The following is a 17,337-nucleotide window of genomic DNA, read 5'->3' on the forward strand; positions in this document are numbered from 1 at the left end:
TTGAATGGGGTCATGTGCTGCTCCGTCAGCATAAGGTGACGATGAGTTTATCACCTCCAGATTTTTGCAACAGTGCCGATACAAAAGCTGTCCGGAGATGGCGGGTCAAGATCAGACAGAACCAAAATTAGTATCTCAATGGCCCGGATACGTCTAGATTATCCGTGTCGATTCCTATTTCGATATCAAAGATCGTTAAATGTAATCTGAAGAGGGCATGAAGATGAGTACACAAAAGAAAGTTGCGATAGTAACTGGTGCTGGTCAGGGGATTGGTCGCGCTGTGGCTCTACGTTTGGCCAAAGATGGCTTCAGCATTGGTAGTCTGGACTTTAACGGAGAAACAGCAAAAGAAACGGTTAAACTTATCGAAGAAGCCGGTGGGGAGGCGTTAGCTGTTGTGGTTGACGTAGCACAGCGTGAACAAGTTTTTGCCGCAGTGGATCAGGTCGCTGAGATATTTGGTCGTGTTGATGTAATGGTCAACAATGCTGGCCTTGGACCTACAACTCCTATTGAGGACATAACCCCGGAAATCTATCATAAGGTCTTTGATGTTAATGTAGGCGGAGTTTATTGGGGTATTCAGGCAGCAATAAAACACTTCAAGGAAAGAACCCCGGCGAAAGCTGGAGAAATTATTGGGAAAATTATTAATGCCTCATCTCAGGCAGGTCAGGTTGGTAATCCCGATTTAGCTGTTTACGGGGCGACCAAATTTGCTGTTCGCGGCATAACCCAGACAGCAGCAAAAGATCTGGCAGAGAATGGAATCACCGTTAATGCTTATTGTCCGGGAATTGTACGTACACCTATGATGGAAGGAATCGCCCAGAAAGTCGCTGATGAAAATGGTCAGTCACTGGAATGGGGTCTGCAGCAATGGGCAAAAAATGTTGCTCTGGGCCGTATCTCTGAACCGGAAGATGTTGCCGCTTGTGTTTCCTATCTTGCAAGTCCTGATTCTGACTACATGACTGGTCAGGCCTTGATCATTGATGGCGGTATGGTGTTTAACTAATACTTGATCTTTTAGGGATCTTCAAACCGTGGATCCCTTATAGAATAATTCAATAGTAGAAACGGTTCTGTCGCATTAGCGTATGCAAGCCAGCAAACGTTGCGCTGCCGATTTTTTAGGCAGCCAAAAGATAAAATTGTTCTGAAGGTGAAAATCCATCACTTTGCGGATGTTGATACTGCCCTTTACGTATCATGTGGAGCAGCTCAATGCCGGCCAGCAGCGTCTGTGCCCGGCGGAACGACTTAAATCCCAGCATCAGACGTATTCGTCGTTTGATATTTCGGTGATCCTGTTCCACCCGGTTATTCAGATATTTACTCTGCCTGATGATAATGCTTTCCTCATCAGATTTACCGGCATTGAGTGTGGCCAGAGTCGCGGTGTTGGTGCCACTTTTATCTACAGTCACGACCTCAGGTGCACCGTGGTGGCGAATGGCTTTGCGGAAGAAACGCAGGGCTGCTGCGGCATCCCGTTTAGCCGTCAGCAAAAAGTCGATGGTCTGACCTTCAGTATCGACCGCCCGGTACAGATATTTCCACTTCCCTCTGACTTTGATGTAAGTTTCATCCATTCGCCACCGGCGTCCCACAGTGCGTTTATGCCGGCGGAAGGCACTGTTGCAAAAATCTGGAGGTGATAAACTCATCGTCACCTTATGCTGACGGAGCAGCACATGACCCCATTCAAAGGCCGGCATTTTCAGCGTGACATCATCCTCTGGGCGGTACGCTGGTACTGCAAATTCGGCATCAGCTACCGTGAGCTGCAGGAGATGCTGGCCGAACGCGGCGTGAATGTCGATCACACCACGATTTACCGCTGGGTCCAGCGCTATGCGCCTGAAATGGAAAAGCGACTGCGCTGGTACTGGCGTAACCCCTCCGATCTCAACCCGTGGCACATTGACGAAACGTACGTGAAGGTGAATGGCCGCTGGGCTTATCTTTACCGGGCCGTCGACAGCAGGGGCCGCACCATCGATTTTTATCTCTCCCCGCGTCGTAACAGCAAAGCCGCCTACCGGTTCCTGGGTAAGATTTTCAACAACGTGAAGAAGTGGCAGATCCCGCGCTTTATCAACACGGATAAAGCGCCAACCTATGGCCGTGCGCTTGCGCTGCTCAAACGCGAAGGCCGGTGTCCGCCTGACGTTGAACACCGACAGATTAAGTACCGGAATAACGTCATTGAATACGATCACGGGAAGCTGAAAAGGATAATCGGTGCCACGCTGGGATTTAAATCCATGAAGACAGCCTACGCCACAATCAAAGGTATTGAAGTGATGCGTGCACTACGCAAAGGCCAGGCGTCAGCATTTTTATTATGGTGATCCCCAGGGCGAGATGCGTCTGGTGAGCAGAGTCTTTGAATAAGGCCTTGCAATAACACAAAAGGCCAACCTATCGTGAACTTTGCAACAGTGCCCAATTTATTCACCAACGCTCATAAAAGAATAAGATAGATGCTGCTTTTATACGCATTTAGAATATGAATCACTAAAAGATAACGCTTAGCCAAATGATGATCGTCATCACCACTGCCACTAATTGCGCAGCGCCGCCTATATCTTTAGCGCGTTTGGAAAGGGGATGGATTTCCGAAGAGATACGGTCCACCACCGTTTCAATGGCTGTATTCAGTAATTCAACGATCAGCAAAATAAAGCAAGTGGCAATTAACAGCAGCCTTTCTGTCTTTGTGATGTCCAGAAAAAATGTAATTATTAGTAAGAATGCGTTAATGATAATGAGCTGGCGAAAAGCATCTTCCGTGAAAATGGCATCTTTCAGACCTTCCCATGAATTATTGACGCTGTAGATGAAGCGATTTATGCCTTTTTTCTTTTCAAAGGACATGCGTTTACTCTTATAAATTAGATTGAATTATCTAAGCCAACTTATAACGTCAGGTGAGTTACCGTTGGCATTGTAATCATTAAAAATACTAACCAATTATCTCGCTACGAGATTATCTTACAGTCGGAAACTTGGGCACCAACGGCTAAGCAACATTACCACGAGAGTCGATGCTCGATAGCCCCGAAGAAAGATCAGAGCGTCTTCTCAAAGAGGCGATAACGCTTATAAGGCACGGCACCAATGCGCTCCAGAATGGTTCGCATACCGGTATTGGACTCCAGTATCCAGGACATCTCCAGCGCATCAATATTGCGCTTCGCAAAGGGATCACGTAACGCCTCAATCAGTAACAACGCCATAATTGGCCCCATCCGACTGAACTGGAAATCATGGCGAACGCCCATCAACGGAACGCGAGCAGTGCGCACGCCGCTAACCTTCAGTCGCCATAACAGCTTCGCCCAGCCGAAGGGGAATAAGCGGCCTTCTAATCCGGTGATAGCCTCGTTTATATTCGGCAAGCCTACGATAAATGCGCAGGGCACAGAATCCACTTCGGCGATATAAATCATGTCGTCTGGAACCAGATATTTCAACTGGTCTCCCATGGTGGCAAATTCATGTTCGGTGAAGGGCACAAACCCCCAGTTGTTCTGCCAACCCGAGTTGAAAATTTCCCGCAGCACCTGCATTTCTTCGGCAAACTTCTTACGATTTAGGCGACGGATACTGACCTTTTTTCGCACTTTTGTCATCAGCTTGGTCAACGAAGGTTCAAAATGCAGGTCAGTGCGTTTCATCCAATAGGCCAGCAGATCAATGCCTTGTGAATAGCCTTGCTGTTCAGTGTAATTAGCGTAATAGGGTTTGCCGTGCGTCATCAGGGCAGAAGGCGGGGTGTCGAATCCCTCGATTAATAACCCGCTTTCCTGGTTGATATTCATGCTGAATGGGCCGGTGATGTTTACGGCACCTTTGGACTTCAGCCAAGCTTCTGCGGCCGCAAATAACGCCTTGAAAACCTCCGGATCTTCAATCGCATCAATCATGCCGAAATGACCGGTATCCTGACCATAAAGCTCGCGATGCAGACTGTCGATTTGCGCGGTGATTCTCCCGACAACCTTACCCTCTTTTTTAGCCAGAAAAGCCTGCCACTCAATATGTTCAACGCTCGGGTTTTTCTTTGAAAGATGCTCCTCGCGCTCAATAAACAGCGGGTCAATCCAGTTGGGGTCGTTGCGATATAGTGAGGAGGGAAATGCGATAAATGCCTTCAGATCACGCTTCTCAGCTACTTTCTCAATGTAAATCATAAAAAACCTTTAATTATTTAAGTCTGTTCGACGAAGCCCGCGGCCAGCAGGCAGGCATTATTGCGTTCTCAAAACGATGAAGAAACAGGCCTGAACGCTGATGAAGATGACGACAAAAGCATTATTTGTTAATAAGGCCACGGGTTCTCTCTGATAAGTATTATTTGAACATTTAATGCGGACAAAATTATTGGCAGAGTACATCCGCTGTTGGGTAAGCAATTTATTCTGACCAGTTTCAGTCTACTGATTTTCTCTTGTCAGAGTGAAGCTATTTTTTATCACTTAATGCTTTTGTCATAATTAGCATGAATCAAGCATTCACTTTTAACCGTATTCCGGCTACTGTTTATGAAGTGTTTAGGTTCAGAAATGCGCTTGCGCAAGTTTTGGATACACCGTGGTATTCTGAACAGGAATCTCAAAAAACTCCTTTTCTTTAGTAATAGGTGGCTTGCGAAAGCATAACTGCCAGCGAAGCTAATGGAGGAATAAAAGAGTTAAATAACGGATTATAAAAAATTCTCATAATAAACCTTCAACTCTCTCGCCAACCCTGCCTGTCGCACTTGGTGATTTTTATCTATGGCTGATTTATCTATGTCTGAAACACGCTCCACTCACTCTCTTCCTATGCGCTATGCCGATTTTGGCTCACTGGTGGAGGCGTTAGATTACGCTGCCCAGGGAAGCACAGGAATGAACTTCTACGACCGGCGTAATCAACTCGTTGCCGTGCTGGAATATCGGACGCTGCAAGAGCGGGCGATAAGTGGCGCTCGACGCTTGCTGTCGCTGGATCTGAAAAAAGGCGACCGCGTTGCGCTGATCGCAGAGACCAGCATCGGTTTTGTCGAAGCGTTCTTTGCCTGCCAGTATGCTGGTTTAGTCGCTGTCCCGCTGGCCATTCCGATGGGGATCGGCCAGCGTGCGTCGTATATCGTCAAGCTGAAAGGATTAATTTCCAGCTGCGCCCCCGCAGCCATTATCAGCAGTGAAGAATGGGTGCCGCTGATCAGCTCAGCCACAGAGAATGCGCCGCCTCCACACATTCTCAGTAATGCAGAATTCAATTCCCTGCCTGAACGGGATATCGCGCTAAAAAAACCTTCAGCCGATGATATTGCGTACCTGCAATACACCTCTGGCAGCACGCGTTTCCCGCGCGGCGTGATTATTACTCAGCGCTCAGTGATGGCTAATCTGCAGGTTATCAGTCATGACGGGATTAAATTACGTGCTGGCGACCGCTGCGTTTCCTGGCTGCCGTTCTATCACGATATGGGGCTGGTTGGGTTCCTGTTAACGCCAGTGGCCACCCAGCTGTCGGTAGATTATCTGCGGACGCAAGATTTCGCCATGCGGCCTTTGCAGTGGCTGAAGCTGATTGATAAAAATCGAGGCACGGTTACTGTTGCGCCACCTTTTGGCTACGATCTGTGCCTGAGACGCAGCAACATGAAAGAGGTGGCCGGACTGGATCTCTCCAGTTGGCGCGTGGCGGGGGTCGGCGCGGAACCTATTCCTGCCGAACTGCTTAACCAGTTTGGTGAACATTTCAGCGATCTTAATTTCGACCCTAAGGCTTTCATGCCTTGCTACGGCTTAGCTGAAAACACGCTCGCAGTGAGTTTCTCGGAAGAGCACGCGGGGGCGCAAATTCATGAGATTGACCGTGAAGTGCTGGAGTACGAAGGCCGGGCCGTCGCGCCAGGAAAGAATACCTTGGCCACTTCCTCATTTGTGAATTGCGGCAGAGCCCTGCCCGGTCACCGTATCGATATTCGCAGTGAGAACGGATCGGTGATGCAGGAACATCAGGTCGGACATATTTATATCTCTGGCCCGAGCCTGATGAACGGCTATTTCCGCGACGATGTCTCGCAACAAATGATTAAGGCTACGGGCTGGATGGATACCGGAGATTTAGGCTATTTGTCAGGCGGAAATCTTTACGTCACCGGCCGCAAGAAAGACTTAATTATTATTCGTGGCCGCAATATCTGGCCGCAGGATATCGAATGCGTTGCCGAAGCTGAGCCGGAAATCCACGCCGGCGATGCGATTGCTTTTGTTACCGAAGAGCACGGCGAAGGCGCCAGAATTATCCTGCAAATTCAGTGCCGGATTGGTTCCGAGGAACGGCGGGAGCAAATTGTTCACTCGCTTTCTGCCAGCATTCAAAGCGAGTTCGGCGTAGCCGTGGATGTCGAGCTCCTGCCACCTCACAGCATTCCACGCACGTCGTCGGGTAAACCTGCGCGTGCGGAGGCCAAAAAACGCTGGTTGTCCGCAGCACTCTACCCGGCTGTACAGCTGGCGGGTCTGGCCTGATGAGCACCACGGTAGCAATGACAGGCGCAACGGGGTTCATTGGGAAACACATTGTCGGGAATCTGCTGTCGCGGGGCTTCAGGGTGCGGGCCTTGACCCGGACTCATCGCACCTCCACCGACCACAATCTGATCTGGATCCAGGGTTCGCTGGAAGATCAGGCTTCGCTTTGGGAGCTAGTGCACGGGGCAAGCTGTGTTGTGCATTGTGCGGGGCAGGTGCGTGGGAGTTCGCAAGACATCTTCACCCAATGCAATGTTAACGGCAGCATCGGCCTGATGCAGGCTGCCAGGCAAAGCGGCAGCTGTAAGCGATTCTTGTTCCTGTCGTCTCTGGCTGCCCGCCATCCTCAGCTGTCTTGGTATGCGAGGTCAAAATTTGTAGCCGAACGGGAGCTGATCTCGATGGCCGTTGGCATGTCTCTGGGCATATTCCGCCCAACGGCGGTTTATGGACCGGGCGATAAAGAGTTGAAACCGGTTTTCGACTGGTTGTTACGCGGCGTGCTTCCCCGGCTGGGTTCGCCAGAAGCGAAGCTCTCCTTCCTGCACGTGAGCGATCTTGCCGAAGCCGTCAGCCAGTGGTTAATGGCGGATGTGCCTGAGGCGCAAATCTGCGAACTCTGTGATGGTGTGCAGGGCGGATATAATTGGCTGCGATTGAAAGCTATCGGCTCAGCGGTGCGCGGAGGGCCGGTGCGCTTACTGGGCGTGCCGTTACCTGCGCTTAAATTTTTCGCCGACGTCAGTATTTTATGGAACCGGTTAGCCATGAAAGAGCCAATGCTTACGCACAGTAAAATACGCGAATTAACCCATCAGGACTGGTCGGCAAGTAACACATCTTTATCCGAAACCATTCACTGGTTTCCAGAAGTCAGTCTGGAGCGCGCGCTGCGTGAAAGACTGTTTTAATTCCTACGAGTAGAGGTTTTCAACGTTCTTATGCTAAATAGCAACGAAGTGATGGATTATATTCTTACCTGCTTACAGGATCTCGTCAAAGGCAGCGTGGATGTCAGGCCGGACAGCGATCTCGTCAACGATCTTGGCCTGGAATCGATCAGAGTGCTGGATTTGCTGATGATGCTGGAAGATAAACTGGATATTTCTATTCCGATTAATCTTCTGCTGGATGTCAGAACGCCTGAACAATTGCTTGTCGCGTTGCAACCTCATCTGGAGATCGCAAATGGGCTTGTATGATAAATTTAAACGCCTGGCGGGCGAGCTTGAGCAATTCCATGCGTCCGGGCTGATTCCTTTTGGGACCTGTATCGATGAGATTTATTCCGCGACTGAAGGACGGATCGGCGACCAGAAAATTGTTCTGGCCGGAACCAACAATTACCTTGGACTGACCTTTGATGCGCAGGCCATCGCTGATGGTCAGGCCGCTTTAGCTTTGCAGGGAACCGGCACCACCGGTTCTCGTATGGCAAACGGAAGCTACGGCTCACACCTTGCACTGGAGCAGGAGCTGGCGACATTCTTCAACCGCCCCTGTGCCATCGTTTTCTCCACTGGCTATACCGCTAACCTCGCCGTCATCAGCACCCTTGCGGGTCCTGGCGCGGTGGTGCTAATTGATGCCGACAGCCACGCCAGTATTTATGACGCCTGTGCGTTGGGTGGTGCTGAAATCATTCGTTTTCGTCACAACGATGCGAAAGATTTGGAACGCCGGATGGTGCGGCTTGGCGAGCGGGCAAAAGAAGCGTTCATTATCGTCGAGGGCATTTATAGCATGCTCGGCGACGTTGCCCCACTGGTGGAAATTGTCGATATCAAACGCCGGTTAGGCGGGTATTTGTTGGTAGACGAAGCCCATTCCTTTGGCGTGATGGGGGAAACCGGTCGCGGTCTGGCCGAAGAACTGGGCGTGGAAGAAGAGGTCGATATTATCTTAGGCACCTTCAGCAAAAGTCTGGCGTCGATTGGTGGTTTTGCCGTGGGCAGTAAGGCCATGGACGTGCTGCGCTACAGCAGTCGCCCCTATATTTTCACCGCTTCGCCTTCGCCATCCAGCATTGCTTCCGTACGTGCCTCACTGCAGAAAATTGCACAGCAGCCTGAATTACGCCAAAAGCTCTGGAGCAATGCCAACCGTCTCTACAAGGGGCTGGCGCAGATCGGCTATGAGCTGGGACCGCGGATCAGCCCGGTGGTGCCGGTAATGATTGGCTCAAAAAAAGATGGCCTGGATTTTTGGCGTGACCTGATAGCGAAAGGGGTATACGTCAATCTTGTTCTGCCGCCGGCGGCGCCGTCTGGAGTTACGCTGCTGCGCTGTAGCGTCAATGCGGCACACAGTGAAGAAGAGATCGATAAAGTCATTCAGGCGTTTGCGGAACTGAAAAAGTAACCGCCCATTCACTGCTCATAGTTGCCATTAGCAGTGAATGCAGGATGAAAACGGAGGTTATTGCGAGTGGGCGACCGACTCACCTGCATAAACTGGCATGTAACCCTGTGCGGCCATAAATTCAGAGATAGCGTGTTCCGCCGCGGCAATCACCTGATCGAGCGGTTTATTCGCATCAATATCAACCAGCGGTGCGCCTTCAAAAGTCAGTAGCGGTGTGGCAGCCACTTTTTTACTGAGTTGTTCTCTGCGGTGATCGGGCTTACGTACGCAGGCCACGTCGAGATCAACATTCAGTTTGATCACCAGGTCTGGCTTATGCGCAGCCATCCACCTGAAGGCTGAACGCTCGCGACCGGCCATCCATTTCACCAGGCCGTTGCCTTTGGTGTCTGGGGGGAACACCGTTCCGTCATAGGCACCGGGAATTTGTGCCTGAGGAAAACGGTCGGTTAATACCATTAACCCTTGTTGACGATAGGCCAGCATGCGACGGAAACGTAGTAAGCGACGAACAACGAAGGTCATGATTACCACAGACGGCAACAGACCAAGCTTAGTCTTTTTCGTTTTCACTTTTTTGGTATTGCGCTCGATAGCGCGTTCGAAGGATTTTCCCATTAAAGGCAGTTGTGAAACGGCGCGTCCGACATTTCCGGCCTGTTTGCCGAGGTGAACCCTTATCGCAGGACCATATTTTTTGACATGGATAATCAAATGTTCGCAGACAGTAGACTTTCCGGAGCCATCACTGCCAATTACCGCAATAAGCGGCGGTAGTCTGGAGGTCATAATACATTTCTCTTTATATACACTGAAAGAAATGTACCATTTTTACCGCAAAAAGTCGTTAGCACGCCATGGTTATAAAATGCTAATTATTGGGAAATCTGTGTGCGGAAAATTAAATCAGGTGGTAGAGCTTTTTCTGAGTGATTTATTCTTCAGGTGAGCGGGGTGATATAAGTCACCAAGTTTATATTTGTGCGTTTTAGAGCACGAAACAATAAGAAATCAGCGTGAGAAGATGTTTGAGATGTCTGCCTGGCTGGTATTTAACAATACCTGCTACCCGGTGATAAATGACTTGAACCCATAGAGGAACAGAATAAAATGGTTTCTTTACCTGTGGATAGCTTGTTGTGCGCCAGAAAATAAATTCCCAGTCGCGTTTTTCCCCGGTACGGGTAATCGCTATTACAGGTTGTGATGGTTCCGGAAAATCGACGTTAGCTGCCAGTCTGGTTAAGCACTTCTCTTCGCAGCAGCCGACGGAATTTCTCTATCTCGGTCAGTCATCAGGACTGATAGGGAAGTGGATAGCTGACCTGCCAATAATTGGTGCGCCATTTGGCCGCTATTTACTGAAAAAATCCGAACGTGTTCACGAGCGTCCTTCCACGCCTCCCGGCAACGTTACCGCGCTGGTGATTTTTCTGCTCTCTTGCTGGCGTGCTTATAAGTTCTGGAAAATGCTCAGAAAAAACCGTGAAGGGCGCTTGCTTATCGCCGACCGCTACCCGCAGGCCGAAGTGCCGGGCTTCCGTTTTGATGGACCACAGCTTGCCAAAACCCACGGCGGAAATCGCTGGATTGGCTGGCTCAGGAATAAAGAGCAAAAGCTCTATCAGTGGATGGCCTCATATCCGCCATTATTATTAATCCGTCTGGATATTGACGCACAGACCGCGCATGCCCGCAAACCCGATCATTCGCTCGCCGCGCTGCACGAGAAAATTGCCGTTATTCCTCATCTGACGTTCAATGGCGCAACCATTCTCGATCTCGATGGCAGAGAGCCGGAAAATAATATTCTGGATAAATCATTACGTGCGATTCAGGCCTCATTAACCTATTCAGAGACAGAGTTATTTCATGACCATCATGCCGAAGAAAATTAAAACAGAGCGTGCAGAAGATGAAGTGGACGAGTCTTCTTCCTGTATCCAGGGGCTTATTGCGGTTGTCGGCAGTGACGGTACCGGAAAATCGACGCTGACGGCTGATTTAGTCAGGAATTTGCAAAAGCAAAGGGTGACGGAACGCCGTTATTTAGGGCTTATCTCCGGTGAAGATGGCGATAAAATTAAACGATTACCGGTTATTGGTGTCTGGCTTGAACGTCGACTGGCGGCGAAATCGGATAAAACGCAGCGCATGAGTAATAAGCCTCCGGCACTTTGGGCGGCTCTGATCATGTACGGTTTTTCATTATGGCGTTCGTCTAATTTACAGAAAGTGATCCGTCTGGCACAGAGCGGCGTACTGGTGATCAGCGATCGTTATCCTCAGGCTGAAATATCGGGTTTTTATTATGATGGTCCCGGCATTGGCGTGGAACGGGCAAAAGGCTGGTTAATGAGCCGATTAGCCGAAAGTGAACGACGCTTATATCAGAAGATGGCGTTGATTCGTCCGCAGCTTATTTTGCGTCTGGATATTGATGTGGATACGGCCTATGCGCGTAAACCGGATCACAGTTATGAAGAGTTAGAAGATAAAATCTCTACCATGGTCAAAATTCACTATAACGGTTCGCGCATTATCGAACTGGATGCCCGCGCGCCGTATGATGAAGTGCTGGCAAAAGCACTGCATTCGATCACGGCTGTTGCCGCTGGTTCCGCGTCATGAAGCACTGGTTTAAGGATGGCGCCTTTCGCACTATGCTGCGAAATGCCGCCTATCTCGGGTCCGGCAGTGTGGCAAGTGCCTTGCTGGGCCTGGTGGCGCTTTCCTGTGCCGGCAAAGGCATGTCGACAGAAATGTTTGGCGTACTGGTGGTTATTCAGGCCTATACCAAAGCGGTCAGTGATTTAATAAAGTTCCAGACCTGGCAGTTCGTGGTGCAATTCGGCACGCCGGCACTGGAAGGCAATAATATCTCCCGTTTCCGCGACGTGATTTCATTCTCCTTCGGGCTCGATATCCTTAGCAGCGTCGTGGCTGTACTGGGTGGGATGGCACTGCTGCCTTTCCTTTCTCACTCGCTAGGTCTGGATACTCACAGCCTGTGGCTGGCGGTCCTTTACTGCACGTTAATCCCGTCGATGACCTCGTCCACGCCGACCGGTATTTTGCGCGCGTTCAACCGCTTCGACTTAATTGCGGTGCAGCAGGCGATTAAGCCGTTCCTGCAGGCGGTCGGCAGTCTCTTCTGCTTCTATTTCGAGCTGGGTTTCCCCGGCTTTATTATTACCTGGTATGTTTCCAACCTTATGGGTGGCTCGCTGTTTTGGTGGTTCGCCATGCGCGAGTTGCGTTCCAGAGAGATTCATAATGCGTTAACTCCCCGACTGATAAAGACCGCTCGCCGAATTGAAGGGGCATGGGACTTTGTCTGGACGACCAATTTCGCCCATACCATTTGGGCGGCCCGAAACTCCTGCAGCACGGTGTTGGTTGGGATCGTTTTAGGTCCGGCGGCGGCTGGCCTGTTTAAGATTGCGCTGACCTTCTTTGATGCCACCGGCACGCCGGCCAAGCTGATGGAGAAAAGCTTTTACCCTGAAATCATGCGCCTGGATCCGCGCACCAGTAAGCCGTGGCAACTCGGCCTGCGCTCAGCGCTGTTTGCCGGTGGAATAGGGGTTGCGGTGGCGGTGCTGGTGTTGGTAGTCGGCAAGCCGCTTATTTCCGTGGTCTTCGGCTATAAATATTTGCAGGCCTATGACCTGATGCAAATTATGCTCGGTGCGATAATCGTATCTATGCTGGGTTTCCCTCAGGAATCACTGCTGTTTATGGCGGGCAAGCAGCGGGCATTCCTGATTGTGCAGACGATTTCTTCGGTCTGTTATATTGCGCTGCTGATCGGCATGTCGCACTTTTTCGGCGTTCAGGGCGCTGCGTTTGCCTATTTTGGTGGGCAAAGCCTGGACGTATTATTAACGATGATCCCTACGTTACATGCCTGGCGTCATCGCAATGCCCTGCGGTTTACCCTGTCCCAAGAGAGCCAACAAAATGCATAATAACTGGAAGAAATTTCCTGTAGAAACCACGGAATTATTATTTGCCGCGGTGGAAGAGGATGACATTGTTGACGCGAATTTCAGTCTGCCGCAGCAGATCGCTTTGCCGTGCTCTCAGGAAGGACTGCGAAATAATTATGCGCTCTGCCTGCAATTTTGGGAGGACGGATTTACCCGTGAGGAATTATTGGGTCTGGTTAATGATTTCCTCAGGGGACGTGAAATGTCGGCGTCGACGCGTTTACGCTATAAATATATTCGCGCGCGCTATAAGCATTTACGCTTTGCTCAGCGTCTGTATGGCAAAAAACATCAGTCGGGCCAGCTGTTCCATATGACCACCGTGCTTCTTGGCCACTTCCAGGATGCGTTCCGTAATGGCAATAAAAAGAACCTGAATGTATACGGCAATATTCTGCGGGTGTTCCTCAGCAAGCCGATCTGGTCACAGGTTAGCTATGGCCTGCGTCATCTTGAGTTAGAAACCGAAAGCGGATTTATTGCCTATCGTCAGGATCAGTTGCGGCTACTGCAAACGTTGATTGCGAACCCGATGCTGACCGGCAAGGAGTTTCACGACCTCCGTAAAATCGTCAGTCAGCAGGTTTCCTTTTACGACACCCTCAGATCCCTCGATCCTGATAACGTTGAAGCGCGGAAAATTTCCCGCTTTATGGCCGCGATTAATGGGCTGATGGGGGACCGGCATGATGTAATGGTTGCCGAGAAGCTGTCTGGCGGTAAATCCTACGACGCGCCTGCGGTGTTGGATATCGATATTCGCCAGCGGCTGGAATCCCTGCTCGCCAGGTTTCACGCGCAGTGATCAAGGCCGGGATGTTGAGCAAGTTGCTGACCATGGTATTGCTGCTGCCATTCGTGGCTTCCGCCCATAACTTTGTTTATGGCCAACCCGTTGCGCCCGTGGCTATCGCCGATCGTGGGGAGTTGATCCTCAGGGAAGGGGAGTTCAGCTATCAAAACTGGAACAGTGGCGAACTGGCTGGAAAGGTGCGGGTTGTGCAGTACATCGCGGGCCGTACGTCGGCGAAAAAGAAAAACTCGATGCTGATTACCGCCGTTAAAGAGGCGCAATTTCCCGAAGATCGCTTCCAGCCCACCACCATCGTTAACACCGATGACGCGATCCCTGGCTCCGGTTTCTTCGTCCGCGGGAAGATTGAGAAGAACAAAAGGAATTATCCCTGGGCACAGTTCGTTGTCGACAGCGACGGAATCGGACGTAAAACCTGGCGGCTCCCTGAAGAGAGTTCCACCATTTTAGTGCTCGATAAGGAAGGGCGCGTGTGCTGGGCCAAGGATGGTTCGCTGAGCCCGACCGAAGTCAGCGATGTGATCGGCCTGGTGCGAAAGCTGATCGGCAGCGGCCAATCATGATGTGCAACCTGACGATGAGCTCTGTTGAGAACGCGGCTGGCCGGGCGCGAAAGGAGAACCGTTATGCCGCTGATTGAACGCTATATCACGGTCGAGATTCGTCGGTTGGTGATGGTCATCGTCGGTTTTCTGGTGGTGATGTTCGCCAGTTATTCCGCACAGCGTTACCTGACCTATGCTGCTAATGGCACGCTTGCGCTGCAAGTTGTGTTTGATGTCGTCTGCTACAAGGTCTTGATTGCGCTGGAGATGCTACTACCGGCCGGGCTGTACGTTGCCACGGCCGTCGCGCTGGGCCAGCTTTATACTGACTCTGAGATCACCGCAATATTTGCGGCCGGTGCCAGCCCGGCTCGCCTGTATAAAGCGGTGATGTTTTTAGCGATTCCACTGGCGCTGGTGGTGACGCTGCTGTCTCTTTACGGCCGCCCTTGGGCGTATGGCAATATCTACCGGCTGGAGCAACAGTCGCAGTCGGTGCTGGATGTCAGCCATTTACAGGCTAATAAATTTAACGTTAATGGCAGCGGCAGAATGGTGATGGCCAGACGCATCGATCCCTCCAGTCATCAACTTACCGACGCGATGATTTATTCCCGCACCGGGAAGAATACCAACCTGTACCGTGCGCATTCGGTGGTGGTCACCGATCCCTCACCGACCAGTCCCAGCGTAAACCTGAAGAACGGCACGGCCTATGTGCTGGATCGTGAGGGCTCGCAGGACAATATGCAGAACTACCACAGCCTCAATATCGCGTTGAAACCCTTTATTGAAAGCCTGGAAGTCAGGCGTAAGTCGGCTCCCGTGGCCGATTTATGGCGCTCGTCGGATCCGGCGGATAAAGCAGAACTGCAATGGCGGGAAAGCCGTGGCCTCAGCACCTTTCTGATGGTGCTGTTGGCCATTCCGCTCAGCCGCACCAAACCGCGGCAGGGGCGTTACGCCACCTTGCTGCCGCTGACGCTGCTGTTTACCGCCATTTTTTATGGTGGCAACGTCTGCCGCACGCTGGTGGCTAACGAATCGCTGCCTGCCATCCCCGGCGTGTGGCTGGTTCCGCTGGTAATGCTGATTGGCCTGGCCTTATGTATTGCGCGCGATTTCTCACTGCTGCTGAAATTCTCCCGATGACTATTTTCAGCCGATATCTGATGCGGAATATCTTTATCGGATTTGCTGCGGCCGCCGGTTTGCTGATCCCACTGTTTACCACCTTCAACCTGATCAACGAACTGGATGATGTGGCACCGGGCGGCTATCGCTGGACCCAGGCGCTGCTGGTTGTGGTTATGACCTTACCGCGCAGCCTGGTGGATCTTGCGCCCTTTGTTGCCTTGCTGGGCGGCATTGTCGGGCTGGGGCAGCTATCCAAAAGCCTGGAACTTACCGCTATCCGCACTGCCGGGTTTTCAATATCCAGCATTGCGCGGGTGATATTCTGCGCCGGGCTGGTGATGACCCTGACGCTCGGCGCGGTGGATGAGTGGGTGGCCGCTCCGTTGCAACAGCGGGCGTTGCAGATAAAGAACGTCGCGATGGCGAAAGCAGAAAGTGACTCCGACTCCGGAAATGCGCTGTGGGCCAGGAGCCACGATGACTTTGTAACGGTGCAGTCGTTAGATAATCGTAACCAACCCGTGGGGATCGAAATCTTCAGCTGGCAGCCCGACCTGACGCTGAAGTCCTATATTTTCGCGCAGAGCGCGACAATCGCCGGAAAGGGAATATGGACGCTGCACAACGTCACCGAAAAGCGCTGGAATAAGCAGCAAGAAACCGTCAATAACCTGCCAGAAATGCAGTGGCGTTCGCTGTTTTCTGGTGAAGATTTGAAGAGGCTCACGTTACCCGCAGAGAGCTTCTCGGCCCGACAGCTTGCAGACTATATTGTCTATCTGCACAAAACCGGGCAGCCGAGCCTGGAATATGAGAGTGCGTTGTGGCAGAAAGCGGGGCGTCCTGTTTTGATTCTGGCGATGATCCTGCTGGCGGTTCCCTTCACCTTCAGCACGCCACGTTCGCCGGGATTGGGAAGTCGTTTAGCGCTGGGCGTTATCGTCGGGCTGGTGACCTGGATTGTTTACCAGATCGTTCTGAACCTTGGGATCCTGTTCTCAATCAATACCCAGCTAACCACGCTGGTGCCGCCGGTATTATTGCTGGGGCTGGCGGTTGGGTTGATTTATCGCTTTGATCGGCGGCTAAAGTATTAGATACGGAGCCTGACAAACTGGTTTGCAGTTACGGGAAGATGGGCAACTTCCTGGCTCCAGATAATCCCATAAACACACGGCCACCGCGCCGTTTTTTCGTACTTAGAATTTTCATTTCCCACTGGGGACATTATATTTAATTTGACGACCTCCTTCGTCATCAAGAGATAATTTCACCTGTGTAAACGAGTTTAGCCCGCCGCCCGGCGGGCTTTTTTTGCTTTAATATTTGCTTATTGGCGGTAAGCGGCTGATATGTTGACGCAAGTTATGGCTTTGTTGAATAAATCGAACTTTTGCTCAATCGCAGGATCAGATCACGCATCATCCTGACAACACTGGCAGTCCCGTGACAAAGCAGAAGTTCAGAATTACCAACTGGCGCTCTTATAACAAAGCTCTTATCAACCGTGGCTCCATCACTTTCTGGCTGGATGATGAAGCTGTCAGGGCATGGTATGACTCAGCAACGCCTTCATCACGTGGGCGGCCTCAGCGCTATTCCGACCTTGCCATTGCGACCGTCCTGGTGATTAAGCGCGTATTCCGGCTGACCCTGCGGGCTGCTCAGGGCTTCATTGATTCCATTTTTTCCCTGATGGACGTTCCGCTGCGCAGTCCTGATTACAGCAGCGTCAGTAAACGGGCAAAGTCAGTTAATGTCAGCTTCAAAACACCCAGCCGGGGGGGAAATCGCGCACCTGGTTATTGATTCCACGGGACTGAAGTTTTCGGTGAAGGTGAGTGGAAAATCAAAAAACACGGCAAGGAACGCCGGCGTATCTGGCGAAAACTGCATCTGGCCGCTGACGCGAAAACGCATGAAATCATCTGTGCTGACCTGTC

General features: G+C 51.1%; 15 protein-coding genes and 3 pseudogenes. 14 read left to right on the forward strand and 4 right to left on the reverse strand.

The genetic code is table 11. The features are described from left to right. The first annotated feature begins 223 nt into the window (after positions 1-223). Positions 224-1,021: a (S)-acetoin forming diacetyl reductase gene (locus tag AC3Y5R_RS23610; RefSeq protein ID WP_489923345.1), complete on the forward strand. Its 798-nt coding sequence runs from the start codon at positions 224-226 to the stop codon at positions 1,019-1,021. Between the two features lie 115 nt (positions 1,022-1,136). Here AC3Y5R_RS23610 and AC3Y5R_RS23615 read toward each other — a convergent pair. Further along, positions 1,137-1,643, reverse strand: a pseudogene (locus AC3Y5R_RS23615) (IS6 family transposase); the annotation flags it as partial. Positions 1,644-1,700: 57 nt separating this feature from the next. On the opposite strand from AC3Y5R_RS23615, the pseudogene AC3Y5R_RS23620 reads away from it, so the two are divergent. Then, positions 1,701-2,403, forward strand: a pseudogene (locus AC3Y5R_RS23620) (IS6 family transposase). Positions 2,404-2,526: 123 nt separating this feature from the next. On the opposite strand, the gene AC3Y5R_RS23625 reads toward AC3Y5R_RS23620, so the two are convergent. Continuing rightward, positions 2,527-2,886 (reverse strand): diacylglycerol kinase, encoded by a 360-nt coding sequence (locus AC3Y5R_RS23625; protein WP_489923346.1) that lies wholly within the window; start codon positions 2,884-2,886, stop codon positions 2,527-2,529. Positions 2,887-3,080: 194 nt separating this feature from the next. Continuing rightward, a complete protein-coding gene (locus AC3Y5R_RS23630; RefSeq protein ID WP_489923347.1) occupies positions 3,081-4,205 on the reverse strand; it encodes an N-acetyltransferase in 1,125 nt (374 codons plus the stop codon). Between the two features lie 600 nt (positions 4,206-4,805). Here AC3Y5R_RS23630 and AC3Y5R_RS23635 point away from each other — a divergent pair. From AC3Y5R_RS23635 to spt, 4 genes are read left to right on the forward strand one after another with little or no spacing between them, the layout of a single operon-like run. Beyond that, positions 4,806-6,539, forward strand: a complete 1,734-nt coding sequence (locus AC3Y5R_RS23635; RefSeq protein WP_489923348.1) for a fatty acyl-AMP ligase — start codon at positions 4,806-4,808, stop codon at positions 6,537-6,539. Then, on the forward strand, positions 6,539-7,453 hold the full coding sequence (locus tag AC3Y5R_RS23640) for an NAD-dependent epimerase/dehydratase family protein (RefSeq protein WP_489923349.1): 915 nt from the start codon (positions 6,539-6,541) through the stop codon (positions 7,451-7,453). The genes AC3Y5R_RS23635 and AC3Y5R_RS23640 overlap by 1 nt, the downstream gene beginning before the upstream one ends. A 30-nt stretch (positions 7,454-7,483) precedes the next feature. After that, complete coding sequence (locus AC3Y5R_RS23645; RefSeq protein WP_489923350.1) at positions 7,484-7,744, forward strand: acyl carrier protein; 261 nt, start codon at positions 7,484-7,486, stop codon at positions 7,742-7,744. Beyond that, positions 7,731-8,903: a serine palmitoyltransferase gene (gene spt, locus AC3Y5R_RS23650; protein WP_489923351.1), complete on the forward strand. Its 1,173-nt coding sequence runs from the start codon at positions 7,731-7,733 to the stop codon at positions 8,901-8,903. The genes AC3Y5R_RS23645 and spt overlap by 14 nt, the downstream gene beginning before the upstream one ends. Positions 8,904-8,960: 57 nt before the next feature. Here the strand turns inward: spt and AC3Y5R_RS23655 are convergent, their stop codons facing one another. After that, positions 8,961-9,695, reverse strand: a complete 735-nt coding sequence (locus tag AC3Y5R_RS23655) for a nucleoside/nucleotide kinase family protein (RefSeq protein ID WP_489923352.1) — start codon at positions 9,693-9,695, stop codon at positions 8,961-8,963. Positions 9,696-10,045: 350 nt separating this feature from the next. Between AC3Y5R_RS23655 and AC3Y5R_RS23660 the strand changes: the two genes are divergently transcribed. The 8 genes and pseudogenes from AC3Y5R_RS23660 to AC3Y5R_RS23695 all read left to right on the forward strand — a co-directional run. Beyond that, entirely contained in the window at positions 10,046-10,804 is a 759-nt protein-coding gene (locus AC3Y5R_RS23660) for a dTMP kinase (RefSeq protein WP_489923353.1), read from the forward strand. Then, positions 10,788-11,537, forward strand: a complete 750-nt coding sequence (locus AC3Y5R_RS23665; protein ID WP_489923354.1) for a nucleoside/nucleotide kinase family protein — start codon at positions 10,788-10,790, stop codon at positions 11,535-11,537. Before AC3Y5R_RS23660 ends, AC3Y5R_RS23665 begins: the two co-directional genes overlap by 17 nt. After that, positions 11,534-12,877 (forward strand): lipopolysaccharide biosynthesis protein, encoded by a 1,344-nt coding sequence (locus AC3Y5R_RS23670; RefSeq protein ID WP_489923355.1) that lies wholly within the window; start codon positions 11,534-11,536, stop codon positions 12,875-12,877. The genes AC3Y5R_RS23665 and AC3Y5R_RS23670 overlap by 4 nt, the downstream gene beginning before the upstream one ends. Beyond that, positions 12,870-13,703, forward strand: coding sequence for a hypothetical protein (locus AC3Y5R_RS23675; protein ID WP_489923356.1), 834 nt, complete (start codon positions 12,870-12,872; stop codon positions 13,701-13,703). Before AC3Y5R_RS23670 ends, AC3Y5R_RS23675 begins: the two co-directional genes overlap by 8 nt. A gap of 11 nt (positions 13,704-13,714) precedes the next feature. Beyond that, the gene (locus AC3Y5R_RS23680) at positions 13,715-14,275 is read left to right on the forward strand and encodes a YtfJ family protein (RefSeq protein WP_489923357.1); all 561 of its coding nucleotides are present in this window, start codon (positions 13,715-13,717) and stop codon (positions 14,273-14,275) included. Positions 14,276-14,338: 63 nt separating this feature from the next. Next, complete coding sequence (gene lptF, locus AC3Y5R_RS23685; RefSeq protein ID WP_489923358.1) at positions 14,339-15,409, forward strand: LPS export ABC transporter permease LptF; 1,071 nt, start codon at positions 14,339-14,341, stop codon at positions 15,407-15,409. Next, a complete protein-coding gene (gene lptG, locus AC3Y5R_RS23690; RefSeq protein WP_489923359.1) occupies positions 15,406-16,491 on the forward strand; it encodes an LPS export ABC transporter permease LptG in 1,086 nt (361 codons plus the stop codon). Before lptF ends, lptG begins: the two co-directional genes overlap by 4 nt. 349 nt (positions 16,492-16,840) lie before the next feature. Further along, a pseudogene (locus tag AC3Y5R_RS23695) lies at positions 16,841-17,337 on the forward strand (IS5 family transposase); the annotation flags it as partial.

This window comes from Erwinia sp. 009765445, assembly GCF_058137865.1.

Excerpts from the sequence above, each read along its gene's own strand:
- AC3Y5R_RS23665 (WP_489923354.1), top strand. The coding sequence starts at position 10,788 with ATGCCGAAGAAAATTAAAACAGAGCGTGCAGAAGATGAAGTGGACGAG.
- lptG (WP_489923359.1), top strand. The coding sequence starts at position 15,406 with ATGACTATTTTCAGCCGATATCTGATGCGGAATATCTTTATCGGATTT.
- AC3Y5R_RS23635 (WP_489923348.1), top strand. The coding sequence starts at position 4,806 with ATGTCTGAAACACGCTCCACTCACTCTCTTCCTATGCGCTATGCCGAT.
- AC3Y5R_RS23675 (WP_489923356.1), top strand. The coding sequence starts at position 12,870 with ATGCATAATAACTGGAAGAAATTTCCTGTAGAAACCACGGAATTATTA.
- AC3Y5R_RS23655 (WP_489923352.1), bottom strand. The coding sequence starts at position 9,695 with ATGACCTCCAGACTACCGCCGCTTATTGCGGTAATTGGCAGTGATGGC.
- AC3Y5R_RS23645 (WP_489923350.1), top strand. The coding sequence starts at position 7,484 with ATGCTAAATAGCAACGAAGTGATGGATTATATTCTTACCTGCTTACAG.
- AC3Y5R_RS23640 (WP_489923349.1), top strand. The coding sequence starts at position 6,539 with ATGAGCACCACGGTAGCAATGACAGGCGCAACGGGGTTCATTGGGAAA.
- lptF (WP_489923358.1), top strand. The coding sequence starts at position 14,339 with ATGCCGCTGATTGAACGCTATATCACGGTCGAGATTCGTCGGTTGGTG.
- AC3Y5R_RS23610 (WP_489923345.1), top strand. The coding sequence starts at position 224 with ATGAGTACACAAAAGAAAGTTGCGATAGTAACTGGTGCTGGTCAGGGG.
- AC3Y5R_RS23680 (WP_489923357.1), top strand. The coding sequence starts at position 13,715 with ATGTTGAGCAAGTTGCTGACCATGGTATTGCTGCTGCCATTCGTGGCT.
- AC3Y5R_RS23670 (WP_489923355.1), top strand. The coding sequence starts at position 11,534 with ATGAAGCACTGGTTTAAGGATGGCGCCTTTCGCACTATGCTGCGAAAT.
- AC3Y5R_RS23630 (WP_489923347.1), bottom strand. The coding sequence starts at position 4,205 with ATGATTTACATTGAGAAAGTAGCTGAGAAGCGTGATCTGAAGGCATTT.
- spt (WP_489923351.1), top strand. The coding sequence starts at position 7,731 with ATGGGCTTGTATGATAAATTTAAACGCCTGGCGGGCGAGCTTGAGCAA.
- AC3Y5R_RS23625 (WP_489923346.1), bottom strand. The coding sequence starts at position 2,886 with ATGTCCTTTGAAAAGAAAAAAGGCATAAATCGCTTCATCTACAGCGTC.